This window comes from Paenibacillus sp. 2KB_22 (genome assembly GCF_052115745.1).
Lineage (GTDB): Bacteria > Bacillota > Bacilli > Paenibacillales > Paenibacillaceae > Paenibacillus.
This window is the reverse complement of the sequence record NZ_JBFRHG010000001.1, coordinates 456335-482045: the sequence shown is the minus strand read 5'-3', so window position 1 is coordinate 482045 and position 25711 is coordinate 456335. Positions and strand designations below refer to the sequence as shown.

The following is a 25711-nucleotide window of genomic DNA, read 5'->3' as shown; positions in this document are numbered from 1 at the left end:
TTTGGAGGTTGGCCCCAAAGCCAACCTCTTTTTTTGCTTTTTTTATGCTTGTAGTTATTATTAATATACTATTAGTATATTAATTAATTGTTGTTATAACAGTTAAATGGTGCAGTTTAAATTACGGGATTTGAAATTAAATATACGAGTAGTATATAATCGAAATGAACATATATTTCCATAGATTTCAATAACTTCACTATGAAAGGAAGATTTCAATGAATAATAACCAAACATCGGAAAAATCAGAATTCAATTTGTTTAGTGAAGAAAATGTTAAAGATCAATTTGCCATGTTTAAACAGATGCGATCCAGAGGTTCCGTTGTTCCTGTTCCCAATCCAATGGGTGGAGCAGAGCAAACCTGGATTATAACTCGGATGGACGTCGCCATGGAAGTGTTGAAAGACCACTCTCGATTTACGGTAGATATGAACTCTATCGATAATGGCAATGATATTCGAAAGAATCTCTCAGACGATCTTGGTTCATCGGAACCCCAGACCTTTTTTACCGGAAAGTCGATGCTCTTTGTTGATGAACCGGATCACCGAAGACTGCGTAGCTTGGTGTCCAAAGCATTCACTCCAAGATATATGGAAAGCCTGCGTCCGCGTGTCCAGGAAATTGCCGATGAATTAATTGATCAATTTGAAGGAAAAGGAGAGATGGATCTTGTAAAAGACTATGCCTACCCTTTCCCAATTAACGTCATATCCGAAATGCTCGGTGTACCTCAGGAAGACCGACCTCAGATCCATGTATGGTCTGAAGCCATTGCGAAAGGTCTCGGTTTCGGTAAACAAGACCCTGAAGTAGCCCAGCATTTGCGATCATTCGCAGAATACACGTCACAGCTTGTGGCGAACAAACGAGTGGAACCTTCCGATGACCTCATCAGTCAATTAATTGTGATCGAGGAGGAGGGGGATCGACTGAATGAAGATGAATTAATATCCATGATCACATTATTAATATTTGCTGGACATGAGACAACGTCGAATCTGATTGCGACCGGCTCTTATCTACTTCTGACACATCCCGAACAACTGGAACAACTGAAACAAGATCTGAATCTGGTTCCTTCTGCGGTGGAGGAGTTGTTACGATATAACGGCCCCGCGACTTCGTCAGGTCCTCGATATGCAACGCAAGACACGGAACTGGATGGACAACGGATTAAAAAAGGAGATGTTGTGATTCCTCTCTTGAAATCAGCGAATCGGGACGAGTTACAGTTTAACCAACCTGAAGAACTGGATCTTGAGCGCAAAATAAAAAGGCATTTGGCCTTTGGCCATGGTATTCATATGTGTCTTGGTGCTCCACTTGCCCGTGTGGAGGGAGACGTAGCGTTTACTACGCTATTAAGACGACTTCCTGGTCTTCAGCTTCGTGTTCCTCCGGAAGAGATTCATTGGCACTACTCACTATTATCTGAGGGATTGGCATCATTACCAGTAAAATTTTAATAGATAAATTTAGTGTGTCTCACTGGAGTATGACGAATTGTCGTCATACTCTTTATTTGTAATGATGATAGAATGGAATGATAAGAGCTCAGTCGTGGTATTGATCAATGATTAAAAGCAAAGATATATTTGATTACATCATTTTTGTTCTGGAGGTAAACGATTATGAATAAAGATGAACTTTTTATGCATAAAGCCATTGAGATTGCTCTGCAAGCTCGCAAAGAAGGAAACGAACCATTCGGGGCCATTCTGGTGAAAAATGGAGAAGTGGTCATGATTGGGGAAAATAAAATCAACACTTTTTGCGATCCTACGCATCATGCAGAAATTGGGCTTATCCGAAAATATTGTTCCGAACATCATGTGTTTGACCTGAGCGAGTACACTCTGTATACAAGTTGTGAACCGTGTGTAATGTGTTCCGGTGCTATGGTTTGGTCAAATCTGGGGAGGCTGGTGTATAGCGTATCCCATGATCAACTAGCAGAAATTGCTGGTGGCAACATCATGATCGCGTGTGAAGAAGTGTTTGAGAAAAGTCCTCAAAAGCCTGAAGTAACAGGGCGATTACTGGGCGCAGAAGGGTTAAAAGTCTTCGAAGGATATCATTTTCATTCCTAGTCGTTATCCGGACAAAAAAAATAATTTTTGATAATTGCTTGATTTTTTTTTCAACGTCTGATAGTGTAAGACCTGTGATTTTGGGAAGTTGATTTATCAATATGAATTAGAGCTTTCCAGCAGATAATTTTGACCACTTCACCAGGAAGTTAAGGCCATACGGACAGCCGGGTCAAACGCCGATTGGCAACTTACGTTGCTTTATTGATTGAGTTCAAAGCTCAAATTTTATAAGTTGGTTACTTTACAACCAGTGCAATTGCACATCAACTTGTGAAACGGTCAATAAGAGTGGTAAAGGCGAATTATTTGCTATATAGACTCTGATCCAATATTGATATACATGAAGGAGCTTTCCGCCATAGGAGTTCTTGCGAACTTTTTTGGTCATGGAGACTTCACGTCTTTTTTATGATGTATATCGATAAGCAAGTGTGATGATGCGCGATTGCGGGCATTTTTCACCTTGCTTTTTTTGTTGTCTTGTTGTCGTTACTGTATCAAACCAAATTAAACCAATTAAAAAAAATACATATTGGGATAGGAGAATGTAAAATGGGAAAAGCACTAATCATCGGCGCCGGCGGCGTTGCTTCCGTGGCAGTACACAAATGCGTTCAAAACAGCGAAGTTTTTGAGGAAATCTGCATCGCGAGTCGTACAAAATCCAAATGTGATGAACTCAAAGCCAAGCTGGACGGCGGAAAAACAAAAATTACGACAGCACAAGTAGATGCTGACAATGTTGACGAACTGATCGCTCTGATCAACGAAGTTAAACCGGATATCGTTATGAACCTTGCTTTGCCGTATCAAGATCTGACAATCATGGATGCTTGCCTTGCAACGAAAACAAATTACATGGACACAGCAAACTATGAGCCACATGATACAGCGAAGTTTGAATACAGCTGGCAATGGGATTACAAAGAGCGTTTTGAAAAAGCGGGCATCACTGCTTTGCTCGGAAGTGGATTTGATCCTGGTGTGACTGGCGTATTCTCCGCTTATGCCCTGAAGCATTACTTCGACGAAATTGAGTACATCGACATTCTGGACTGCAATGGTGGCGACCACGGTTATCCGTTCGCAACGAACTTCAACCCTGAGATCAACATTCGCGAAGTTTCTGCGAACGGAAGATATTGGGAAAATGGTGAATGGATCGAAACGAAACCGATGGAAATCAAACGTGTCTACGACTTCAAAGAAGTTGGCGAGAAAGACATGTACCTGTTGTACCATGAGGAATTGGAATCTTTGGCAAAAAACATGCCAGGTCTGAAACGTATCCGTTTCTTCATGACATTTGGTCAAAGCTACCTGACTCACTTGAAAGCTCTTGAAAATGTAGGCATGACTTCAATCGAGCCTATTGAGTATGAAGGTAAACAAATTATTCCACTGCAATTCCTGAAAGCAGTACTGCCTGATCCAGCATCACTTGGACCACGTACTGTAGGTAAAACAAACATCGGCTGTATTTTCAAAGGTAAAAAAGATGGTCAAGACAAAACATATTATGTTTACAATATCTGTGATCACCAAGAGTGCTACAAAGAAGTGGGTTCCCAAGCAATCTCTTACACAACAGGCGTTCCAGCTATGATTGGTGCGGCAATGGTCATGACAGGCAAATGGAACAAACCAGGCGTATACAATGTAGAAGAATTCAACCCGGATCCATTCATGGAAGAGTTGAACAAATGGGGTCTCCCATGGGTAGAAGACTTCAACCCGGTACTGGTTGATGAGCTGCCAGAAGAAGTTAAAGAATCGGAGCTTGTTCGTTAAAATGCGGTTCGAGCAATTACCGACGCCATGTTTTGTTGTTGATGAGGGGCTTATCGAGAGAAACCTGAAAATCCTGAACGGTGTTATGCAGCGTACAGGTGCCAAAATCGTGCTCGCTCAAAAAGCATTCTCCATGACTGCGATGTATCCGCTGATTGGAGAATACCTGAGCGGTGCTACGGCGAGCGGTTTGTATGAAGCACGCCTGGGCCACGAGGAAATGGGCAAAGAGAACCATGTCTTTGCTCCGGCATACCGCGCAGAAGAGATCGACGAGATTATCTCTATCTGCGACCATATTATTTTTAATTCTTTTTCACAGCTTGCAAAATTCAAGGATAAGGCGCTTCAGGCTGGCCGTAAGGTCGGCTTGCGCGTCAATCCTGAATGCTCTACCCAAGAAGGGCACGAGATCTACGATCCGTGTTCTCCGGGTTCGCGTTTTGGCGCGAAACAAGAGGATTTCCAAGCAGATCTGTTGGAAGGTGTCTCCGGACTGCACTTCCACACACTGTGTCAGCAAAATTCTGACGATCTGGAGACTACGTTGAACGCAGTTGTCGAGAAGTTCGGACAATGGTTGCCGCAAATGGAATGGATCAACTTCGGTGGTGGACACCATATCACGCGTGAAGATTATGATATTCCAAGGTTGGAAGCTTGCATCAAGCGTATGCAGAATGATTATGGCCTGGAAGTATATCTGGAGCCGGGAGAAGCTGTTGCGCTGAACGCTGGTTATCTGGTGACTTCTGTGCTGGACTTCCATAAAAACGGTATGGACATCGCCATTCTGGATACTTCAGCTACATGCCATATGCCGGATGTGCTGGAAATGCCATATCGTCCGCCGCTGATCGGTTCGGGAGAAGTGGGCGAGAAAGCTCATCTGTATCGCCTAGGTGGACAAACCTGTCTGTCTGGGGACGTGATTGGGGATTATTCATTCGATCAGCCTTTGCAAGAAGGTGACCGTCTGGTATTCGAGGACATGGCGATTTACTCCATGGTGAAAACCAACACGTTCAACGGCATGCCACTTCCAGCGATTGCAGTCAAAAGAAAAGACGGCGATTGCGAAGTTGTTCGCGAATTTGGATATCAGGATTTCAAAATGAGGCTGGCATAAGCTTTCATTATATAGAAGGTATTAATATAGAATTGTTTATAAAAAAGAAGGGAGCCTGGAGACAGGTTCCCTTTTTAACGTCCAATAATGTTTAATGATTAAATGTAATGATGTTTATCATCGATGTCTATCAGTAAGGTTAGGTTATGTCTAAATGTATTCAGGCGACTCGGTTTGAACTTCAGCTTCGGGTTAATTTTGTGGTTTCGAGGCTGCTCTCGCAGCGTATGGAAAGATCGGTTCTCTGAGTTTAAAGTCATACGTTAACCCGTCCACAATGCCGACTACACTCTCACTGTCATACAACTCCAGCAAAAAACCAGCCATTTGTTCCGCCGTATGGAATTTGGGAACTCTGCCCTCATATTCAAACTCCTCTACATTAAAGGAATGTTTCGCAAATTCCGTCTCGGTTGCAGCCGGAGCGAGCACTTTGGCTTGCATTGCTGCGTTCTTACCTTTCAACTCCTGCGCAAGCCCTTCTGTAAAGGCACTTACATAGAACTTGGTTGCGCAGTAAGTTACTGCATCGGCTACAATTGTATATCCTCCACCAGACGAAATATTAATGATCTGTGTGCCATCGACATCTGCATAATCACGTACATACAGGGAGGAAAGAATCGTAAGAGCCTCTATATTTAGATGAAGCATCTGCTCAATTTTGGGCAGGTGTTGTTCGCCCACGGAAGCAAAATTCCCGAATCCGGCGTTGTTAATCCACGTCTCAATAGAATAATCCTTAAGACTTTCATAGAATTCATGCACATTAGTGCCAATGGAAAGATCCACTGTACGAATGACAACATCCAGATCAGGATTGATTTCAGCTACTTTTCCTTTTAACTTGTTCAATTCATCGGTTCTGCGTGCTGCCAGGATCATATTTTTGCCACGAGCTGCAAAAGCTAATGCCGCTTCATATCCAATACCTGAACTGGCACCGGTAATCACTGTGTATTTCATGGGAATTCCTCCTGGATCTGATTTCGTTTTTTATTGTGATGTGAGCACGAGTTGATTATACTGATTAGAGCTTACTCTAAGTCAAGCTCGAATATAGAGGGGAGGTTAACCATGCATACCATTGGTGAAGTGGCAGATTTACTCCATATCAGTGCACATACGTTGCGTTATTATGAGAAAGAACAGATTGTAACTCCTCTCCGAGATGCCAGTGGAGACAGGCGATACAACGAGTCCCACCTGAAATGGCTTCAATTTGTGATCAAACTAAAAGAGACCCAGATGCCCATTGCTACCATTAAGAAGTATGCATCCTTATTCCAGGAAGGGGAGCATACTGCGGCAGATCGCTTGAAGCTGCTGGAGGAGCACAAAGAGTCAATTCAAAAACAGATGCACATACTTAACACAGCCGATGAGATGCTTGAGCATAAAATTTCGTCGTACCGTACGTTCATCGGGCAATGATATAACACATACCAATGCCGATCTATTTGCCAAAACAGTGATTTTTATTATAGACTGTTTTTTATCGGTTGTTCATCAAGGGGGAAATGGAATGCATCAAATCAGGAAACAAAAATCAAACAAGTTAAAAATCCTCTCCAAAGTATTATTGATTATCATTGGGGGATTTATAACGGCATATGGCCTGGAAGCCATATTGATCCCGAATAATGTCTCGGATGGTGGTGTCACAGGTCTGAGTATCGTAGGATCACAGCTGTTTGGATTACCACTCGGGATGCTCATCGGGATTATTAATATTCCATTTGTGTGGCTCGGGTACAAGCAGATTGGTAAAAGCTTTGCGTTATATTCGATCATCGGTATTGCTTCACTGGCGATCAGCACCAGTCTGATGCATCATGTACCAACCATCATCGAAGGCGATACTTTGCTCGTTACGGTAGTCGGCGGGATTATCATCGGTTTTGGTATGGGACTTGCATTACGTAATGGCGGGGCACTGGATGGCATAGATATGCTGGCTGTACTCCTTTCGCGCAAAGTACCTTTTGGAACCAGTGATCTCATTCTGTTCCTCAACATGTTTGTCTTTATTGTCGTTTCTACCGTGTTCGGTCTGCAAGGAGCGATCTTGTCAGGACTTGCGTATTTTATTGCTTCCAAAGTAATACATATTGTTGAAGAGGGATTGAGCGGCTCCAAAACATTTAAAATTATTACGAATCAACCTGAAATCATGGTTGAAACCATTCGTGACCGACTAGGTCGTGGTGCAACGTACACCGAGGCGTACGGTGGATACTCTAATGAACAATTCAAGGAAATTACTTGTGTCATTAACCGGATGGAAGAGAGTAAAATTAAAGATATTATTCATGAAATTGACCCATCTGCCTTTGTAGTTGTATACGATGTAGCTGAAGTAAGAGGCGGCAATTTCAAAAAGAAAGATATTCACTAACAACATTAATCAATCACTATAAAAAACGCGCTAGAGAGGATCTCTTGGCGCGTTTTTTGGTATACAATACATATTATTTATGAATACCTCGGGCTGCTCCAGCTAACATTTTTCAGTGAAAATGGTACTGAAACTGCTGTCAACCCCTTCAATAAACAAAGGCACAGCATAAACAACGCCGATATCTGATAAATCTTGGTTTAAATTCATATCCTCAATGACCAGAATGAATTTGCCATCTACACGATCTTTTCCCAGAATCTTCTGATGAAAAGCGATAGCTTCATCCTCATGAAGTGAAGAGCCCGCAGAGATCATATCCATGCCAATTGCTCGTAATGAATCAAACACCATGAGGTAACTGGCAGCAGATGCGGCAAACCCAGGGTTATGATCACTATAACGAACAGGGTCTGAGGAACGGAGCTTCCCAAAACCTGTGCGTATGAGCAGCAAATCAGAGCCTGCAATCAGGTGCTCATATGGCTCCAGATCGGCTTTAGTGATCAATTCGTCATCACTTTTGGGAATGTCAAGGATCGTAGGATAGTGGAAGATAAAATCGTCAAATGGAAGCTCACTCAGTTTTTTGCCTTTGGGGTTAAAATGCCAAGGCCCATCAATATGAGTGCCGCTATGGTTGAGGGATGTGATGATAAATTGATTGTACGGGTCTCCTTGAGCTATGCTTGATTGCTGCTGGATCTCAACTGGAGGATTATCTTTATATACGGGAGTATTTACGCTAAGCGGATAGGATAAGAGCAGACGTTTCATCAGTTGTTCTCTCCTCTATAATCGATGTGCACAGTTCTGGACAAGCACCCTTTCCATAGTGAAACGGCTAAACAGGCTCTTTCGCCTATTGATGCTAATGGGAAGCTTGAGCTCATTTTATGTAAGCATTTTGAACCTCATGCATAACTAGAGTTCACTTATGGAAAACTTCTGTAGTGCGAACAAATAATATGGTTTCATTAATGGGAGGTTAGCATAGTGACAAAGCAGGACCCGCAAGAGCTTTTGAAGCAAAAACACGAATTGGATGAGCAAAAAAGGCAGTTCACTAATTTTTCCCGAAATATCTCAGGTCATGGTGAGGTTGAAGCTGGCCAAGAGTTCAGTGTTGACCGGGTACCAGATGATCAAAACCGTATGAAATCGGTTGAGAACAGACGCGGCGAAGTCTAAAATGTTCCAACATAAGCTGATCCTTTATGGGATCGGCTTATTCATGCGAAGCATTGTAACAACAGAGGACCTATGTATGGTAGTTGCACAAAAGAGAGGATATAGAAGGTGGTCAATCGTTGTAAAAGGTCGTATATTATTACTATGTGGATTGTGGAGTGAACATGGACCACATCGCAAAATGATAAACGATTTTACATAGAAGGACGGGAAAAAATGGACTTTAAACCGCTTGCTACATTTATTGACCGCATGACATCCTGGCGTATACCGTGGGCTGAGGTATTGGTGATGCATCGAAATGATACCGTTTTCCATTACCGTAATGGTTACGCCAATCTGGAGGACAAAACGCCTATTAGCGATGGAGCAATCTTCAATCTATACTCCATGACCAAAATCATGACCTGCGTGGCAGGACTGCAACTAGTGGAGAAGGGTGAAATGCTGTTAAGTGATCCACTGTCCGATTATCTGCCGGAATATGCCGATATGACGGTGAAGAAAACGATGGCGAACGGAGAGATTCGACTGGAAAAGGCGACAAGAGCCATTACAGTACGCGATTTGTTCACCATGACGGCTGGGTTCTCCTATGACGTGGGTAGTCCAAGCATTCAGGAAGCTGTAAAAAGCACCCACGGAACACTGCCAACACGTGAGTTCGCGAGAGCGCTTGCGAAGGAACCGCTTTTGTTTGAGCCAGGAACGCATTGGAATTACAGCATGTGCCATGATGTGCTCGGAGCCTTGGTGGAAGTTGTAAGTGGTAAAAGCTTTGGTGCGTATCTCCGGGACGAAATCACCGGACCGCTTGGCATGAACGATACAGCGTTCAATCTGAACGATGAGCAGCAGAAACGCCTTATTCCGCAGTATGCTTACAATGATGAACTTGAAAAGGCTGTACGTATGGATGGTAATGGATTCCGTGTAGGTACCGAGCTGGAGAGCGGTGGCGCAGGGTTGCTATCAACCGTTAGCGATTATGCACGGTTTCTAAACGCGCTTGCTGGGCGTGGTACAAGTCCTGAAGGTGTACGCATTTTGTCACAAGCTTCAGTGGAACTGATGCGAACGGATCATCTGAACGAGATGACTCGCGGTGATTATTCGTGGGATCATATGTATGGATACGGCTATGGATTAGGTGTCCGTACACATATCTCCAAAGCACGCAGTGGTTCGCTGAGTCCGCTTGGTGAATTTGGATGGAGTGGTGCTGCTGGTTGTATGGCTATTATTGATCCGGATTCAGAGCTTACGGTCATGTATGCCCAGCATTTGCTGAACAGTCAGGAAGGATATGTTCAACGACGCTTACGTAATGTGATATACTCCTGCCTATAATTATATCGTTTTCGTATATATATGAAGAGCCGCTAATCAGCGGCTTTTTTATGTGATATGGATTAAAAACAATGAATTGGATTGTTATATATTTCTTTATTAGAAAGGGTATGTTATCATTCTTAGGAAAATAGTACTAGTAGGAGGACATGCTTATTGAATATGAACCTGTATTAATTACATAGTTTGATCAAGATTACAATCTAGCAAGTAGCTGTTTTAATGTTGAGATTTTACACGATTTAAAATTTAAAAAGAGATTTTAGATTTTTATTTTTTACTCAAAGGAGAGTCAACAATGATATACCCTAAACACAACGCAAAATGGGCTTCCCTAGCCTTACTTACCATAATCGGCTATGTTCTGAGCGCATTGCTTCTGCTACCACCCAATGCCGCTGCCAAAGGAGAGCAAATCTCAGCCAAACAGCTGGAAAGTATGAGCCGGCTTTCATTTACGCTTCGTGATGCCAAGCAAACTGCATACACCGTTTATATTTTTGCTTATGATGAACAGAAAAGTACGCTGACCGAAGAAAATGGTTGGACGAACAATAAAAAAGGCGACAAGAGTTATTCAGGAACGTATCGTGCGGCCTTGCTGAAAAAAGGTGCAGCATACGGAACAGTGCAAGCAGCAAAACTGGATCTGAATACGATTATTTTGCCTCAAACCTGGAACTTCGTTGTGAAAAGCAAAGAGGCTAGTACAGCAGACATGCTGATGATCACCGATTGGGGAACTTCTAATTTCAATGAGGTGAAAACGTATATTGTTCGTTCCGGGGAATTGCGCCGTGTAACATATGTCGATAATAAGGGAAAAAAAATTGACGATTCCTACTCAGCGATCAGAGATGGTGGAATCCGTACTCTATCAGGTGCCCGAGTGCAGTTCAAAAATTACAACAACCTTCAATTCGTCTATAGCGTTAATACGTTTAAGTTGAATGTGAACAAATTGGAATTGCGGCTGGAAGATACGCGCAACCTTCGTACAAGAGATTGGCCGAACTCGGGTGTTGGCGATCGCGCTTACTTGAAAAGCCTGAAGGACGCTGCATTAAAGGGTGTATTGCCAGGCCGAACGGACATCAAGATTGGCATGACGCTTCAAAATGCGCAAAAAAAGCTGGGGAAACCCAATTCTCGTTCAAATGAAGAATGGGGAGCGTTCTATTATTATTCTAAATTCGGCGTTGGATTCGATTCATATATGCACGAGCTTACCAATAAATCACGTATTGCCGTTTTTGATTTGTACAATGAGAAGCAGAATCTTTCACCGTGGAATGTAAGAATATGGATAGGAAAACCTTCCTCAGAATATTACAATGAAGTCGTGGGTGGATATGAGATGGTATACCAATTGGGTAATCACGCCATTGTATTCAATTATGAAGAAGAAGAGGACTTGATTGACTTTACAAGTATATATTAAGGTATAGCATCGTAAAGAAATGAAAGCATAGCTTAATCATATTTACAAAAAAAGCCGCTGATCAGCGGCTTTTTTTATTGTCCATGGAAGTGGACGGGTAGTCTATTTTATTGGAATGTTATTAGAGCTTTGCACAGAACGCACACGATTGACTAAATAAATGCCGATCGAAACAAACAGTAATGCAGCCAAGTTTTTCAGCTCGAAAATCGTTTCGCCTAAGAATAAAGCCGATAATAATGCTCCAAACACAGGGATAAGGAAATTGTATACAGACACTTTTCCGACCTTGTTGTATTTGAGTAGCATATTCCACAAACAAAATGCCACAGATGACAGTAAAGCCAGATAGATTAAGTTACTCGTGGATTCCAGGGTGAAGTGGTTGACCCGACCGCCGAGTAATAGACCTAACAGCGTAAGCACCAGTCCACCCACGAACAGGCTAACCCCTGTAATGATTAGAACATCGATGGTCGCGGTGAGACGTTTTGCGTAAAGGGCTGTAACGGAAAAAACAAGTGCTGCTATAATAATGAAGCCTTCGCCTGTAAATGAAAAGGAAAAAGTAAGCAGATCCGTATGGAAGTTTACGATAATAACGCCAACGAATCCGAGCAAGCAGCCAACGATTTTATTTCTGCTTAATTTGTCGTTCTTATAGATGAAATGGGCCAGAACAACACTGAAGAAGGTCGTCGTTGCATTCATAATGGAACCTTTGACACCCGTCGTATTGGCTACGCCAACGTAGAAAAACATATATTGCAAACCGGTTTGCAATATACCTAACATGATAAGGCTTGCCCACTGAGGCCGGGACAATTGAAGCTTCTCTTTTCTAACGATACGAGACAGTAGCAATAGCAGCAAGCCCGCCAGTGTGAATCGATATCCAGCAAATACATATTTGGAAGCAATGTCTTCCGGCAGAATGTTAAATGCGATATATCCAAGTTTGATGGACGGGTACGCACTTCCCCATAACAAGCAACAAAGGCTCGCTATGAGCATGACAAAAATGGGATCACTAAATTTACTCGGTTTTTGATTTTCAAGGGTATTTCTCTCTATCACTCTCAATCTTCTCCTCGCATTTCATGCACATATGTATGTACGAATCTACTATCCTCACTGACCATATCACATATCGCTAATATTTGTAATGATAATTAATAAACCGCTCTCCAGGTAGTAAGATTCTTAAGAAGGAGCGGTTCATGAAGCGTCTTTTTATAAGTTTCTATCGAATAAAATGCCAACTTGTTCTGCAACAAAGTGAGGTTGCCGGGGTAACCCATTCGTGAAATAGGATTCCACTATACCAACGAGAGCTGTACCAAAAAACGTAAGGATGACATCTTTCGTTAGTCCTTTATTTTTTCCCTCTGTTATATTCACCTCATCTTCCAGTTCTTCGATGACGAGAGCGAGGAGGCGACTGCGGAAAAAAGGGGCTCCTTTACTCCGTATCATAGCTGAGAAGAATGAATAGTGCATTTCAAAATAATCGAACCAAAGTACATTGCTTTCTATAAAATCCAGATCGGATGCTTCCTTGCATAATCTTCTTAGTTCTTCAATATGTTCTTCAATTAATTTATCCAGCAAGTCGAATTTGTCCGAAAAGTGATGATATATGGTTCTGCGGCCGACATTAGCATGATCTGATATATCTTGCATCGTAATAGTGTCAAAAGGTTTTTCGTTCATAAGTCTAATAAAAGCGGATTTGATAGCTTCTTGAGACTTAAGTACTCTTCGATCTGTGATAGAAACGATAGTAATCACCTTTCTTTCCAGAGAGTAATTGCACAGATGTGGTTCCTTTGCGCCATAAGGCACAGATCGGGTTCATTTGATCCTTGCAGTAGCAGTGCAATTATTCTATATTATACACAAATGTGCGATATCGCACGTATGTGTGCAAAATATATTTTAGGTCATCTTAGGAACAGGACGGATTAATACAAAAGATCATATTGGAGGTAAATAAAATGGCTAAATATGAAGAAGTTAAAGATGGAGTGATATTCCCGGTAGGAGAAAAAAACGAAGCATATGCACAATATTTTGTAGGGCAAAGTTATCTCCAATCCTTGGTTGCTGATCCCAAAGTGAATGTGGGTGTTGGGAATGTGACGTTTGAACCGGGATGCCGAAACAACTGGCATATTCACCGCGGTGGATTTCAACTATTGTTAGTGACTGGTGGGGAAGGTTGGTACCAAGAAGAAGGGAAACCTGCTCAATTCCTAAAAGCCGGCGACGTTATCGTGACTCATGATGGTGTAAAACACTGGCATGGGGCCGCTAAAGATAGTTGGTTTGAACATATTGCGATTACTGCAGGTACACCAGAGTGGCTGGAACCTGTTACAGATGAAGTTTACGGTAAGTTATAAAATAAATGCTATGAATTGATTTTATCGAAAAGCTAATTTGTTACATTAAAGGCTATTTAAGTTCAGCGAGATTGCTGATTCTTGTGTTGATCTGGGTGCCATCACTCTGAGTTTTAATCGAGTGATGGCCTCTTTACGTCTACGAAGTATCGATCTCCCTGACAGGTAAAACCATGATATAGGTGGATTTTAGTGAAGATTCATGTATACTTGGAGAAATTTCCAGAATGAAAACGCTTGTCAAATCGAAAATAATATGATAATTTAATGTCTGTAACCGGTTACACATAGAGGAGAGCAACTTATGAAAACAATTAAAGACGTAGCTCAACTGGCTGGCGTATCTGTTGCCACCGTATCCAGAGTAATTAATGATAGAGGTTATGTTCATGCGGACACTCGCAAGAAAGTGGAAGATGCTGTGAAGGCGCTTAACTTTTCGCCAAATGAAGTGGCCCGCTCATTATATAAGCGCAAGTCCAAACTGATTGGCCTGTTGTTGCCGGATATTGCCAACCCTTACTTCCCACAGTTGGCCCGCGGTGTAGAGGACCGGATGCAGGAACAGGATTACAGACTGATATTTGGAAATAGTGATGAGGATGAACGAAAGGAGCAGGATTACATCCAGACGTTTATCCAGAACAATGTGGTCGGTGTAATCTCTTCGACGAACTACCCTCATTCTTCAATATATGAAAACCTGAAGATTCCCGTTGTGTTTTTGGATAGAACATCACTGGATCGTCCATCCGTCTATGCGGATGGCAGGGAAGGTGGAAGACTAGCTGCAAGGGAGATTATCAAACGCGGCAGTCGCCGGATCACAGTTATGCAGGGACCGTCACAGATCAGACCAGCTCAGGATCGATTTGAAGGGGCGATTGAAATCATCCGTGATGCTGGGTTAGACTACCGGGTAATCCAGACGACCTCATTTTCAATTAACGAGGCAGGTATATGGGCTGAAGAATTATTCAGGAAGTATGCGGACACAGATGGGGTGATTGCCAGCAATGACATCGCAGCTATGGCAGTACTGCATGAGGCATCACGAGTCGGAAGGAAGGTTCCTGATGACGTACAAGTGATTGGCTTCGATGATATTCCGATGAGCAGCCTGTTATCGCCGGCATTGTCCACCATCCATCAGCCAGCATACGAGATGGGAAGAGAAGCGGCGGGATTACTTATCCAGCTTGTGGAACAAGCTGCAATAGAGAACAAAAACATACAGTTGCCCGTAAGCTTCATCGAACGGGGCACTACGAGAAAGGTGAGATCAGATGGCTAAAATATGTGTAATAGGAAGCAGTTCTATGGATCTGGTTGTTACTTCATCAAGACGGCCGGGGGCGGGTGAAACCGTTCTTGGCGACAGCTTCAAAACGGTCCCTGGCGGTAAGGGAGCCAATCAGGCTGTTGCTGCTGCAAGACTTGGCGCTGAGGTTGCGATGATTGGCCGGGTAGGCGACGATGCATTTGGCGAAGATATTTTAGAGAACTTCAGAGCAAATGCTGTAAATACGCAAAATGTGAAACCGGTTACACATTTAGAAAGTGGAACAGCTCATATCATTCTGGCGGAAGGTGATAATAGTATCGTAGTGGTTGAAGCGGCGAATCGTGAAGTTACGCCTGCATATGTTGATGATGCGGCTGATGTGATCCGTGATGCAGATATCGTACTAATTCAGCAAGAAATTCCGGAGGAAACCGTTGTTCATGTAAGCGCATTGTGTGCAGAGTTCGGAACCCCATTACTGCTTAATCCCGCTCCGGCAAGGACATTGCCGAGAGAAGTCATCGACAATGCTGCATATATCACGCCGAACGAGCATGAAGCCGAGATTTTGTTTCAGGGTATGAGTCCGGCGCAGGCATTGCGCCAATATCCGAACAAACTGTTCATCACGGAGGGCAGTAAAGGGGTTCGTTATTTTGATGGCATAGAGGAAGTTCTAGTCCCAACTTATAAAGTGGAGGCTGTCGATACTACCGGTGCAGGGGATACGTTCAACGCCGCATTTGCAGTTGCTCTGGCTGAAGGTAAACCTTTACAAGAGAGTATACGCTTCGCCAATCGGGCTGCATCGTTGTCCGTCACCAAGTTCGGAGCGCAGGGCGGCATGCCGACGCGTGATGAAGTAGAGGAGAGCTTGTAATGAAAAGAACTGGCATGTTGAATAGTCACATCTCCAAGATTCTATCTGACCTGGGCCATACGGACATGATTGCGATTGCGGATGCAGGTCTACCGGTACCTGACGGGGTAGTCAAAATCGATCTGGCCCTCAAACTGGGAACACCAAGTTTTCGCGAAGTGGTCGAGGCGATTGCAGAAGATATGGTCATTGAGAAAGTTATTGTGGCGAATGAAATTTGCGAAGGCAATCCCGCAGCTATGCAATTCATTACAGAGAGATTCGAGGAAGAAGCCATCGACGCTTCCGTCAGCCACGAACAATTCAAAGCGTTAACCCGACAGGTGAAGGCAGTCATCCGTACAGGTGAAGCGACACCGTATGCCAATTGTATTTTACAATCGGGAGTCCATTTCGGTTAAAAGGAGGTTGCGTAATGCACATTCAGATGCAAGGCATTCATAAAGCGTTTGGCACCAACCAGGTGCTAAGCGGAGTGGATTTTGAACTAAAAGATGGTGAAGTTCATGCCTTAATGGGGGAGAATGGAGCCGGTAAATCCACTCTGATGAACATTCTGATTGGTCTCCATCAGCGAGATCAGGGAACCATCACGATAGACGGAGAAGAAAACTATTTTGCAAGTCCGAAGGAAGCAGAGAAGTTAGGTATCACTTTTATACATCAGGAGCTAAACGTATGGCCTGAAATGACAGTCCTGGATAATCTCTTTATTGGTAAGGAAATGACATCATCCTTCGGTCTGCTTAATACAAGACAGATGAAAGCGCTTGCCAAAGAGCAGTTTGAAAAGCTATCCGTTCACATCCCATTGGAACGTCCTGCGGGAGAATGCTCTGTCGGGCAGCAGCAGATGATTGAAATCGCCAAAGCACTTATGACAGATGCCAAGGTTATCATTATGGACGAGCCAACAGCGGCACTCACGGAGCGCGAGATACAGAAACTGTTTGGTGTAATCAGCTCACTGAAGAAGGACGGAGTATCCATCGTGTATATTTCTCACCGCATGGAGGAGATATTCACGATCTGTGACCGGATTACCATTATGCGTGACGGCAGAACGGTAGACACTCAGCCAATCCCACAGACAAGCTTTGATGAAGTGGTACGGAAAATGGTAGGTCGTGAACTTACCGAGCGTTATCCTGTCCGGAATCCTTCTTATGGTGAAGTTGTGCTGGAAGTAAGGAATGCAAGCAGCAAGGGGTTGTTCGAGAATATTAACTTCACTGTGAGAGCGGGAGAAATACTCGGTTTCTCAGGACTTATGGGTTCTGGACGAACCGAGATCATGAGAACAATCTTTGGTTTGGATTCGTTGGATAGCGGTGAAATCTTCATCCGCGGCAAAAAAGTGAACATTCGTAAACCGGCAGATGCAGTGAAACATGGAATCGGGTTTATTACTGAAGACCGCAAGGATGAGGGGCTGGTATTAGACTTTTCTATTCGCGAGAATATGGCGTTGACGAATCTGTTCAGTTTCTCAAACAAAGGTTTCATTTCAGCTTCGAAAGAACAAGACTTCGTAGATACGTTAATCAAACGTCTACAGATCAAAACGCAATCCTCCGAGACGGCGGCAAGGAATCTATCCGGGGGTAACCAGCAGAAGGTGGTTATCGCGAAATGGGTTGGTATCGGTCCAAGCGTACTTATCCTGGATGAACCTACACGCGGAGTGGATGTTGGAGCGAAGCGCGAAATCTATGAATTGATGAATGAACTTACAGACCGCGGGGTTGCAATCATCATGGTATCGTCGGAGCTACCTGAAGTGCTGGGCATGAGCGACCGGATCGCAGTTGTGCATGAAGGACACATCAGTGGCGAGGTTGCAAGGGAAGTAGCAACACAAGAACACATTATGACATTGGCCACAGGGGGACAGTGATATGACAACAATGCAGGAAAACAAAACGGCTAAAAGCGACTTCCGTTTCTCAAGCGTGATACAAAAATTGGGACCGCTGCTCGGCTTAATCATTCTTATTCTCATCGTATCGGTGCTGAATCCAAGTTTCTTGGAACCGCTTAATATCTTGAATTTATTGCGTCAAGTCTCGATTAATGCGCTGATTGCTTTCGGTATGACGTTTGTTATTCTGACGGGTGGAATTGATCTGTCAGTTGGATCGATCCTGGCTTTATCCAGTGCTTTTGTAGCAAACATGATGTTGTCCGGTCTGGATCCAATCTTGTCCATCATTATCGGTGTAGCACTCGGTGGTGTCATGGGTATGGTGAATGGACTGATGATTACCAAAGGCAGAATGGCTCCGTTTATCGCTACATTGGCAACCATGACGATATTCAGAGGATTAACGTTGGTGTACACAAATGGTAATCCAATTACAGGACTCGGGGATAACCTGTTGTTCCAACTGTTCGGCCGTGGATACCTGTTGGGCATTCCGGTACCTGCAATCACGATGCTGATTACCTTCATGATTCTATGGATTATTTTGCATAAGACGGCTTTTGGCCGCAAAACGTACGCCATCGGTGGTAATGAGAAAGCGTCCATTATCTCGGGTATCAAAGTTAATCGCGTGAAAATTATGATCTACTCCCTGACAGGGATGCTCGCTGCTCTGGCAGGTGCAATCTTGACATCTCGGTTGAATTCAGCGCAACCAACGGCCGGTACATCCTATGAGCTGGATGCAATTGCAGCGGTTGTATTGGGTGGTACAAGTCTTGCTGGAGGACGTGGACGAATCGTCGGTACCCTGATCGGTGTTCTGATTATCGGCGTACTGAATAATGGATTGAACTTGCTCGAAGTAAACTCATTTTACCAAATGGTTGTGAAAGGTATCGTCATTGCCATTGCCGTCCTGCTGGACCGCAAGAAAACAGCATAAGGAGAGAAGCGAATATGAAAAAGTGGACAATAACACTCGTAAGTGTGATGATGATTATCGTTCTGGCCGGATGCTCTTTGGAACCACCGGAATGGGCCAAACCTGACCCTTCCAAAAGTAACGGACAGAAGAAAATAGGTTTGTCGATATCTACACTAAACAATCCATTCTTTGTATCACTGAAGGACGGGGTCATGGCTGAAGCCAAAAAACAGGGAGTACAGGTCATCGTGGTGGATGCGCAGAACGATTCGGCCAAACAAACCAATGATGTGGATGATCTCATTCAGCAAGGCGTTAGTGCACTTCTGATTAACCCCGCGGACTCTGCAGCGATCTCCACAGCGGTTCAATCCGCGAATAGTGTGGGCATTCCCGTGATCACGCTGGATCGCTCCGCAGATAAAGGCGAAGTGGCGGCACTAGTGGCATCTGATAACGTTAAGGGTGGCCGCATGGCAGCTGAATACTTTGTTGAACAACTGGGTGAGGGAGCAAAAGTCATTGAACTTGAGGGTGTACCTGGCGCTTCCGCAACAAGAGAACGGGGGAAAGGTTTCCATGAAGTGGCTGACAAGCAACTCGATGTGGTTTCCAAACAATCTGCTGATTTTGATCGGTCCAAAGGATTAAATGTCATGGAGAATCTGCTTCAGGGTAATCCTGACGTGCAGGCCGTATTTGCCCATAATGATGAGATGGCACTTGGTGCGATTGAAGCGATTCAAAGCTCGGGTAAAGACATTCCGGTCATCGGATTCGATGGCAATGATGATGCAATCAAATCCATTCAGGATGGGAAATTGACAGCAACAGTCGCTCAGCAGCCTATACTGATTGGTCAACTGGCGCTGCAAGCAGCTCTGGATGTGCTCAGTGGCAAGCAGGTGGAGCCATCGATTCCGGCTGAATTGAAGCTGGTAACCAAGGAAAATGTGAACGAGTAAATCATCATGTAACATGTTTCTCGTCTTGTGGAGAAGAGCATAGGAATATAACCAAGCCGCTAATTTAGCGGCTTTTTTCATTTCGTAATGTGTGGTCATCACATCAATCAGATTATTGACTTTTAAAAGCATATTAAAGGTGCCCCAATTGAATTAATGTCCACTTTTGTAACTTTGGATTGTTCGAAAATAGCTTTTTTGGATATGTATATCCAATCCATGGGTTGCTATACTAGCATGACGTTCTACACAATCTTCACAATACATAAGGAGGAGCTAATCTCAATTATTCATTCCTGTTTGGAATAGAAAGAAGGTAGCTGACATGAAACATCTAGTAGGAGAAAATCTCCAAACTGTAAGACAGCAAATGGCACTGGCCTGCCAGGCTTCCGGTCGCAACTTAGAGGAAATTCAGTTGTTGCTCGCGACCAAAACGGTATCGCTTGAGAAACTAGAGGTAGCGATTCAAGCAGGTGAGGTTCTGTTCGGAGAAAACAAAGCTCAGGAACTTCGGGACAAATTTCCACTTATGCAGCAACACGAACAGGTGGAATGGCATTTTATCGGACATCTGCAAACGAATAAAGTAAAAGACGTTATTAAATATGTTACGCTCATCCATTCCGTAGATCGTCTGAAACTGGGTCAGGCGTTACATAACCAGCTTGTCAAAGAGAATAAGACCTTAGACATTCTTGTGCAAATTAATACGTCCTACGAAGAAAGTAAATTTGGCGCATCTCCAGAAACAGCCGTTGAGCTTGTAGAACAGTTGTCTCAATTCGAGACATTAAACGTGAAAGGTTTAATGACCATCGGAAAACTGAATGCGACGAACGAAGAAACACGACATTGTTTTCGATTGTTAAACCAGATCCGTACACAGATTAAAGAGAAAAATATTCCACGCGTAGAAATGGATATTTTATCGATGGGTATGTCTGGTGACTTCCAAGTCGCCATTGAAGAAGGAGCTACAATGATCCGGGTAGGGACAAGTGTATTTGGTCAACGCTACTTACCGGACGAGTATTACTGGAATGAAAACACACGCATCGATGATTAAGTGAGAGGTAGTGTTAAATATGAAGACAGCATCCCCTTCGTTACGTGGCCGTGATTTGATATCGCCTATGATCGCCGCTTTAATATCCGTAATTGTGAATTACGGGGGTACGTTTATTCTTGTTTTTCAAGCTGCAAAAGTGGCTGGTTTAAGCCCGGAAATGACCGCTTCCTGGATTTGGTCCATCTCGATTGGGGTAGGAGTGACAGGAATTTGGCTCAGTTATCGGTACAAGGAACCGATTATTACAGCCTGGTCTACACCGGGTGTGGCGTTTCTCGTTTCAGCATTAGCGGTAACCCCTTATCCAGAAGCTATTGGCGCTTACATGATTTCAGCAGTCGGATTTATTATTTTAGGTTTGTCAGGCATGTTTGAACGTTTCGTTCGACTTATTCCCCCAGGCATCGCTTCCGGATTGTTAGCTGGCATTTTACTACAGTTTGGTATTTCGGCCTTTGGAGGGGCGAAGGTAGATCCTTTGCTTGTGATTGTACTGTTTGCAGGCTATATCGTGCTAAGAAGGTTTACTTCCCGTTACGCCATTGTTGGCATATTGGCAATCGGTTTGATTTATTTGATATGTATGGGGAAAACAGACTTCAGTACGATCCAATTGGCTGTAGCATCGCCTGTATTTGTTGTTCCAGCATTTTCGTTAAATGCTTTACTAGGCGTTGCGTTACCGCTGTTCATTATTACCTTGACAGGGCAGTATATGCCCGGAATGCTTGTTCTGCGTAATGATGGATTCAAGACAAGTGCCAATCCTATTTTAGCTGTAACAGGTTTGGGTTCGCTTCTTGCAGCCCCATTCGGATCACATGCTTTTAATGTGGCAGCTATTACAGCAGCGATTTGTACAGGGAAAGATGCACATGAGGATTCAACGAAGCGGTATATTGCAGGTATTGCTTGTGGTGTTTTTTATATTTTTGTCGGCATTTTTGGCGTAACATTGGCTGCTCTGTTTTTGATTCTTCCTGCTACTTTTATTGCAACATTAGCGGGATTGGCCTTACTTGGAACCATCGGTGGCAGTCTTGCCAATGCATTAACGGACCCTAAGGGACGTGAAACTGCATTGATTACGTTTTTGGCGACAGCAGCGAATGTGACTTTGCTTGGTGTGGGTGGTGCATTTTGGGGACTGTTTGCAGGAATGATGGCACATCTACTGATGAATAGTAAATTCCCCAAAAAACAATTTGGAACGAATAAATAACCGTAATATTGAGAGGAAGATGTTCATGAAACATTTGGAGAAGCAAGACAAAGTAATAGGAATGGCTGTCCAGCAAGAGCTTGGAAGGCAGCAGGATACGATAGAACTGATTGCATCAGAGAATTTTGTAAGTCAAGCTGTGATGGAAGCAACCGGTTCGGTATTGACCAATAAATATGCGGAGGGGTATCCGGGCAGAAGGTATTATGGCGGATGTGAGCATGTCGATACAGTCGAAGAGATAGCAAATAGTCGCCTTAAAGCACTTTTTGGCGCTGAACATTCGAATGTGCAGCCTCACTCCGGTTCTCAGGCTAACATGGCAGTATATTTTGCCTCGGTTGAGATTGGGGACACAATACTTGGCATGAATCTATCCCAAGGTGGTCATCTAACACACGGAAGTACTGTTAATTTTTCAGGTAGGTTTTACAATTTTGTTCCATATGGTGTCGATGCACAGACGGGCCGCATTGACTTTGACGAAGTACGTAAACTTGCTTATAAGTATCGTCCACGCATGATTGTTGCAGGTGGAAGTGCATACCCGCGGACCATTGAGTTTGAATTATTTGCCCAGATTGCCGCCGAAGTGGGAGCGCTTTTCTTTGTAGATATGGCGCATATAGCAGGAATTGTTGCCGCAGGTTTGCATCCTAACCCGGTACCACATGCACATTTTGTTACAACTACCACGCATAAGACCTTACGAGGACCACGAGGGGGAGCTATTTTGTGCCGGGAGCCGTGGGCACAGTCGATCGACAAAGCTGTATTCCCGGCAATTCAGGGTGGTCCATTCATGCACGTCATAGCGGGGAAAGCGGTGGCATTCGGTGAGGCATTACAACCCGATTTCACCACATATATGGAGAGTGCTCTGGATAACGCCAAAGTATTGGCAGAAACATTAATTAATGAAGGACTCACCCTTGTATCAGGGGGAACCGACAATCATATGGTGTTGGTTGACTTACGAACCATCGACCTTACAGGCAAAGAAGCCGAAGCCATACTTGATGAAGCAGGGATTACGGCAAATAAAAATGCAATCCCTCACGATATGGCAAGCCCATTGGTCACGAGCGGTATTCGCTTTGGGACTCCGGCTATGACGTCCAGAGGACTTGGAGTCAGGGAAATGAAACAAATCGGTCAGCTTATAGGGCTTGCTTTCAAAAATCCAAAGAGTTCGAAGGTGAAAAATCAGATATTAGGCAGTGTCCGCGAAATCACTTCGCAATTCCCTCTATATGAAGACCTTAAATAGTAACAGCAGACATATATGTAGCCTGCAATTGTTCCTGATGGATAACAATTGCAGGCTCTTATTTTGCTTGCTTACATTGAAAATTACTTTTTTGAACAGAAGAGATATACCGTAAGTAACATTTAAGACACGCCCTAGTAGGCTATCCCTACACGAGACTGTACATACTCATCAGATATTAATTGCTGATAGGCAAACTCCGCAGTATCGTTAACAGATATAGAAGTTCCGCCGTCAGGCAAATAGTCACGCTCAACCCGGTACTTACCTAGAGATTCTCCATCATATAAGTAGGTAGGGCACACGATGGTCCATTCTAACTCGGAGGCCTTGAGAATGTTGTACATCTTCAGATGCTCTTCAGCGGCTCGAGTTGACTTGCGTTTGGAACTGGGGGATTGAAAACGAAGCAAGCCTGGATCCGTTCGACTTTCCAATATTCCTGCTGTACCAATGGTAATGATTCTTTTGATATGCTCCTGAGCCATGGCCTCAACAATCAATCTCATGGATTGCGATAATGTAGTTGTTCCATCGGTACTCAAGGAACTAACAACGAGATCCACACCCTGTATGGCGTGATGAATATCCTCTCTGACTAACGCGTTTCCTTGATACATAACGAGATTTTCATCGCTGATTTGTAGCTTTTCCGGGCTTCTAACCAGTGCAGTTACATGATGATTGGAACGTAGGGCATTAGAGACGAAATGATTTCCAACCCGTCCGGTGGCTCCTAACACTAAAATTTTCACTAAAAAAAACATCCTTTCGAATCCGATTGGAGAGCATGTTCTCCATCATAATACAATCTTTGCGAGTCGATGTATGCCTTCCTTAATCTGATCCTCATTCACTTTCGCAAAACCTAATATCCATCCTTTTCGATGACTCTCCAAGCAATACCTACTAAGCGGATACACGCGCACACCTTGATCAAGCGCAGCATTCGTCAGCGCTTCTTCGTCAAATGACGTTTCAGATTCTAGAAGCATATGTAATCCCGTTTCCACACCACTTAATGTAAATCGTGAGCCTAGCCCAGAAGCAACAATGGCTTTTGTCATGACTTCGTGTCTGCGTCGATATATGTTCCGAACTCTTCTCATATGGCGCATAAAATGACCACGCTCAATAAAATGAGTTAGCGTTAATTGTTCCATAATCGGCAGATGACGATAGGTTAATTCATGAACTTGGGTAAGGCGATCGATGGCTATTTTGGGGCCGACGATAGCGGATAGTCGAATGCCTGGTGCAACCATTTTGGAAAAACTCATCATATACAGCGTATTCTGAGGTTGCTGACTGAATATAGTGGGAAGCGGATCGCCACGGTACCTAAACTCGCTATCGTAGTCATCCTCAACAATCCAATATCGATGATGAGCTGCCATGTGCATTAATTGTTGCCTACGAGGTTCTGACATAATAACACCTGCTGCGCATTGATGAGAAGGTGTGACAAATACGAGTTTAGTCTGTTGATGAATACGATCTACACATAATCCATACTCATCGACTGGAACGGAATCGACTTGCATCCGGCGGTGTTTCATCGCCATCCAAGCAGCAGGGAAGCCGGGATCTTCTACGGAAACTCTGTCTCCCTCACTTAAGAGGGCCTGAGCGATTAAATCAATGCTATGTTGTGCACCGGATGTTAACAAGATTTGATCCACTTCGATATGAATGCCTCGTTCAAGTGACAAATAACGCTGAATCTGCTCTCTTAACGCCAGTAAGCCTCTGGCATCACCGTAAGTCCAAAGATCCAGATTGGGTTCAGTGGAAGCTTGTAAAAAAGATTGCCTCCAGGCTTTTGTGAAACTTTCATCCAGATAAGGCTCGTGGGGATTAAAATCTATCTCGATCTTGCGATTGTCTCTATTGCCGAACCAACGATGCAGATGACCAATCGATTCGTTTAGTGAAGGCAGTTCGGGCGGAATAGGCCCTTGCATTGTGACGTCTTCTGATGAACGAGGGGCGTATGTCCAATCACTAACCCTTGTCCCGGCCCGACGGGAAGTTACCGTATACCCTCGGCTGAATAATTCCTCGTAGACAATCTGTATGGTTGACCGTGAAACACCAATTAATTGAGCAAGTTCACGTGATGGGAGCAGCAATTCACCTGGTCTCCATTTTCCGGTTGTAATATGTTGAATCGCTTGATCCAAAAGTTGCTGCCAGATCGGGCGAGGGTCATCTCGATTCACTTTTAGCATAAATTCAACTCCAATGTGGGGCGTTATGGATTGCATTTACTTATGTGTTGTGGACGTTATTGGCACTCCATTGATTGATATACCATTATAGCAAAAGTTTAATTTGTAAACAAAACAAAAGCTGGACTAA

General features: G+C 43.7%; 25 protein-coding genes. 19 read left to right on the top strand and 6 right to left on the bottom strand.

The window, feature by feature from the left end:
- The first annotated feature begins 218 nt into the window (after positions 1–218).
- The 4 genes from AB4111_RS01965 to nspC all read left to right on the top strand — a co-directional run bounded on the left by AB4111_RS01965 (position 219) and on the right by nspC (position 5019).
- A complete protein-coding gene (locus tag AB4111_RS01965; RefSeq protein WP_442030016.1) occupies positions 219–1472 on the top strand; it encodes a cytochrome P450 family protein in 1254 nt (417 codons plus the stop codon).
- A gap of 162 nt (positions 1473–1634) precedes the next feature.
- The gene (locus tag AB4111_RS01960; protein ID WP_442031554.1) at positions 1635–2096 is read left to right on the top strand and encodes a nucleoside deaminase; all 462 of its coding nucleotides are present in this window, start codon (positions 1635–1637) and stop codon (positions 2094–2096) included.
- A 555-nt stretch (positions 2097–2651) separates the two neighbouring features.
- Positions 2652–3890 (top strand): saccharopine dehydrogenase family protein, encoded by a 1239-nt coding sequence (locus AB4111_RS01955; protein WP_105409674.1) that lies wholly within the window; start codon positions 2652–2654, stop codon positions 3888–3890.
- 1 nt (position 3891) lies between these two features.
- On the top strand, positions 3892–5019 hold the full coding sequence (nspC, locus tag AB4111_RS01950) for a carboxynorspermidine decarboxylase (RefSeq protein ID WP_442030014.1): 1128 nt from the start codon (positions 3892–3894) through the stop codon (positions 5017–5019).
- Positions 5020–5211: 192 nt separating this feature from the next.
- Here the strand turns inward: nspC and AB4111_RS01945 are convergent, their stop codons facing one another.
- Entirely contained in the window at positions 5212–5985 is a 774-nt protein-coding gene (locus tag AB4111_RS01945; RefSeq protein ID WP_442030012.1) for an SDR family NAD(P)-dependent oxidoreductase, read from the bottom strand.
- A 111-nt stretch (positions 5986–6096) separates the two neighbouring features.
- On the opposite strand from AB4111_RS01945, the gene AB4111_RS01940 reads away from it, so the two are divergent.
- A complete protein-coding gene (locus AB4111_RS01940) occupies positions 6097–6453 on the top strand; it encodes a MerR family transcriptional regulator (protein WP_253435527.1) in 357 nt (118 codons plus the stop codon).
- Between the two features lie 91 nt (positions 6454–6544).
- Complete coding sequence (locus tag AB4111_RS01935) at positions 6545–7417, top strand: YitT family protein (RefSeq protein WP_253435530.1); 873 nt, start codon at positions 6545–6547, stop codon at positions 7415–7417.
- Between the two features lie 102 nt (positions 7418–7519).
- Here AB4111_RS01935 and AB4111_RS01930 read toward each other — a convergent pair whose 3' ends face one another.
- The gene (locus AB4111_RS01930) at positions 7520–8194 is read right to left on the bottom strand and encodes a cyclase family protein (protein WP_442030009.1); all 675 of its coding nucleotides are present in this window, start codon (positions 8192–8194) and stop codon (positions 7520–7522) included.
- A 219-nt stretch (positions 8195–8413) separates the two neighbouring features.
- On the opposite strand from AB4111_RS01930, the gene AB4111_RS01925 reads away from it, so the two are divergent.
- The 3 genes from AB4111_RS01925 (at position 8414) to AB4111_RS01915 (ending at position 11399) form a co-directional block, all read left to right on the top strand.
- The gene (locus tag AB4111_RS01925; RefSeq protein WP_017688524.1) at positions 8414–8608 is read left to right on the top strand and encodes a hypothetical protein; all 195 of its coding nucleotides are present in this window, start codon (positions 8414–8416) and stop codon (positions 8606–8608) included.
- Between the two features lie 216 nt (positions 8609–8824).
- Positions 8825–9958, top strand: a complete 1134-nt coding sequence (locus AB4111_RS01920; protein WP_442030007.1) for a serine hydrolase domain-containing protein — start codon at positions 8825–8827, stop codon at positions 9956–9958.
- Positions 9959–10256: 298 nt separating this feature from the next.
- Positions 10257–11399 carry a DUF4309 domain-containing protein gene (locus AB4111_RS01915; protein ID WP_442030005.1) on the top strand — a complete coding sequence of 381 codons (1143 nt, stop codon included), beginning with the start codon at positions 10257–10259 and terminating at the stop codon, positions 11397–11399.
- A gap of 102 nt (positions 11400–11501) precedes the next feature.
- Here AB4111_RS01915 and AB4111_RS01910 read toward each other — a convergent pair whose 3' ends face one another.
- Positions 11502–12476, bottom strand: a complete 975-nt coding sequence (locus AB4111_RS01910; RefSeq protein WP_442030003.1) for a DMT family transporter — start codon at positions 12474–12476, stop codon at positions 11502–11504.
- Between the two features lie 156 nt (positions 12477–12632).
- Positions 12633–13190 carry a TetR/AcrR family transcriptional regulator gene (locus AB4111_RS01905; RefSeq protein ID WP_442030001.1) on the bottom strand — a complete coding sequence of 186 codons (558 nt, stop codon included), beginning with the start codon at positions 13188–13190 and terminating at the stop codon, positions 12633–12635.
- Between the two features lie 206 nt (positions 13191–13396).
- On the opposite strand from AB4111_RS01905, the gene AB4111_RS01900 reads away from it, so the two are divergent.
- The 10 genes from AB4111_RS01900 to glyA all read left to right on the top strand — a co-directional run bounded on the left by AB4111_RS01900 (position 13397) and on the right by glyA (position 23350).
- Positions 13397–13804, top strand: coding sequence for a cupin domain-containing protein (locus AB4111_RS01900; protein WP_442029999.1), 408 nt, complete (start codon positions 13397–13399; stop codon positions 13802–13804).
- A gap of 304 nt (positions 13805–14108) precedes the next feature.
- Positions 14109–15098, top strand: coding sequence for a LacI family DNA-binding transcriptional regulator (locus AB4111_RS01895; protein WP_442029997.1), 990 nt, complete (start codon positions 14109–14111; stop codon positions 15096–15098).
- Entirely contained in the window at positions 15091–15969 is an 879-nt protein-coding gene (gene rbsK / locus AB4111_RS01890; RefSeq protein WP_442029995.1) for a ribokinase, read from the top strand. The genes AB4111_RS01895 and rbsK overlap by 8 nt, the downstream gene beginning before the upstream one ends.
- Positions 15969–16370 (top strand): D-ribose pyranase, encoded by a 402-nt coding sequence (gene rbsD, locus AB4111_RS01885; RefSeq protein WP_442029993.1) that lies wholly within the window; start codon positions 15969–15971, stop codon positions 16368–16370. Before rbsK ends, rbsD begins: the two co-directional genes overlap by 1 nt.
- A gap of 14 nt (positions 16371–16384) precedes the next feature.
- A complete protein-coding gene (locus AB4111_RS01880) occupies positions 16385–17866 on the top strand; it encodes a sugar ABC transporter ATP-binding protein (RefSeq protein ID WP_442029991.1) in 1482 nt (493 codons plus the stop codon).
- A 10-nt stretch (positions 17867–17876) separates the two neighbouring features.
- Positions 17877–18839 (top strand): ABC transporter permease subunit, encoded by a 963-nt coding sequence (locus AB4111_RS01875; protein ID WP_442031553.1) that lies wholly within the window; start codon positions 17877–17879, stop codon positions 18837–18839.
- Positions 18840–18853: 14 nt separating this feature from the next.
- Entirely contained in the window at positions 18854–19786 is a 933-nt protein-coding gene (gene rbsB, locus AB4111_RS01870) for a ribose ABC transporter substrate-binding protein RbsB (RefSeq protein WP_442029989.1), read from the top strand.
- Between the two features lie 325 nt (positions 19787–20111).
- Positions 20112–20855 (top strand): YggS family pyridoxal phosphate-dependent enzyme, encoded by a 744-nt coding sequence (locus AB4111_RS01865; protein ID WP_192131644.1) that lies wholly within the window; start codon positions 20112–20114, stop codon positions 20853–20855.
- 19 nt (positions 20856–20874) lie between these two features.
- Entirely contained in the window at positions 20875–22080 is a 1206-nt protein-coding gene (locus AB4111_RS01860; protein WP_181155406.1) for a benzoate/H(+) symporter BenE family transporter, read from the top strand.
- A gap of 25 nt (positions 22081–22105) precedes the next feature.
- Positions 22106–23350 carry a serine hydroxymethyltransferase gene (gene glyA, locus AB4111_RS01855; protein WP_442029986.1) on the top strand — a complete coding sequence of 415 codons (1245 nt, stop codon included), beginning with the start codon at positions 22106–22108 and terminating at the stop codon, positions 23348–23350.
- Between the two features lie 134 nt (positions 23351–23484).
- Here the strand turns inward: glyA and AB4111_RS01850 are convergent, their stop codons facing one another.
- Positions 23485–24105: an NAD(P)-dependent oxidoreductase gene (locus AB4111_RS01850; RefSeq protein WP_442029984.1), complete on the bottom strand. Its 621-nt coding sequence runs from the start codon at positions 24103–24105 to the stop codon at positions 23485–23487.
- A 45-nt stretch (positions 24106–24150) separates the two neighbouring features.
- Positions 24151–25581 carry a MocR-like pyridoxine biosynthesis transcription factor PdxR gene (gene pdxR, locus AB4111_RS01845; protein WP_442029982.1) on the bottom strand — a complete coding sequence of 477 codons (1431 nt, stop codon included), beginning with the start codon at positions 25579–25581 and terminating at the stop codon, positions 24151–24153.
- Between the last annotated feature and the right edge of the window lie 130 nt (positions 25582–25711).

Bases quoted from the DNA above. Each gene is read 5' to 3' on its own strand.
- AB4111_RS01965 (WP_442030016.1), top strand. From the start codon at position 219: ATGAATAATAACCAAACATCGGAAAAATCAGAATTCAATTTGTTTAGT.
- AB4111_RS01955 (WP_105409674.1), top strand. From the start codon at position 2,652: ATGGGAAAAGCACTAATCATCGGCGCCGGCGGCGTTGCTTCCGTGGCA.
- nspC (WP_442030014.1), top strand. From the start codon at position 3,892: ATGCGGTTCGAGCAATTACCGACGCCATGTTTTGTTGTTGATGAGGGG.
- AB4111_RS01945 (WP_442030012.1), bottom strand. From the start codon at position 5,985: ATGAAATACACAGTGATTACCGGTGCCAGTTCAGGTATTGGATATGAA.
- AB4111_RS01940 (WP_253435527.1), top strand. From the start codon at position 6,097: ATGCATACCATTGGTGAAGTGGCAGATTTACTCCATATCAGTGCACAT.
- AB4111_RS01935 (WP_253435530.1), top strand. From the start codon at position 6,545: ATGCATCAAATCAGGAAACAAAAATCAAACAAGTTAAAAATCCTCTCC.
- AB4111_RS01930 (WP_442030009.1), bottom strand. From the start codon at position 8,194: ATGAAACGTCTGCTCTTATCCTATCCGCTTAGCGTAAATACTCCCGTA.
- AB4111_RS01920 (WP_442030007.1), top strand. From the start codon at position 8,825: ATGGACTTTAAACCGCTTGCTACATTTATTGACCGCATGACATCCTGG.
- AB4111_RS01915 (WP_442030005.1), top strand. From the start codon at position 10,257: ATGATATACCCTAAACACAACGCAAAATGGGCTTCCCTAGCCTTACTT.
- AB4111_RS01900 (WP_442029999.1), top strand. From the start codon at position 13,397: ATGGCTAAATATGAAGAAGTTAAAGATGGAGTGATATTCCCGGTAGGA.
- AB4111_RS01895 (WP_442029997.1), top strand. From the start codon at position 14,109: ATGAAAACAATTAAAGACGTAGCTCAACTGGCTGGCGTATCTGTTGCC.
- rbsK (WP_442029995.1), top strand. From the start codon at position 15,091: ATGGCTAAAATATGTGTAATAGGAAGCAGTTCTATGGATCTGGTTGTT.
- rbsD (WP_442029993.1), top strand. From the start codon at position 15,969: ATGAAAAGAACTGGCATGTTGAATAGTCACATCTCCAAGATTCTATCT.
- AB4111_RS01880 (WP_442029991.1), top strand. From the start codon at position 16,385: ATGCACATTCAGATGCAAGGCATTCATAAAGCGTTTGGCACCAACCAG.
- AB4111_RS01875 (WP_442031553.1), top strand. From the start codon at position 17,877: ATGCAGGAAAACAAAACGGCTAAAAGCGACTTCCGTTTCTCAAGCGTG.
- rbsB (WP_442029989.1), top strand. From the start codon at position 18,854: ATGAAAAAGTGGACAATAACACTCGTAAGTGTGATGATGATTATCGTT.
- AB4111_RS01865 (WP_192131644.1), top strand. From the start codon at position 20,112: ATGAAACATCTAGTAGGAGAAAATCTCCAAACTGTAAGACAGCAAATG.
- AB4111_RS01860 (WP_181155406.1), top strand. From the start codon at position 20,875: ATGAAGACAGCATCCCCTTCGTTACGTGGCCGTGATTTGATATCGCCT.
- glyA (WP_442029986.1), top strand. From the start codon at position 22,106: ATGAAACATTTGGAGAAGCAAGACAAAGTAATAGGAATGGCTGTCCAG.
- pdxR (WP_442029982.1), bottom strand. From the start codon at position 25,581: ATGCTAAAAGTGAATCGAGATGACCCTCGCCCGATCTGGCAGCAACTT.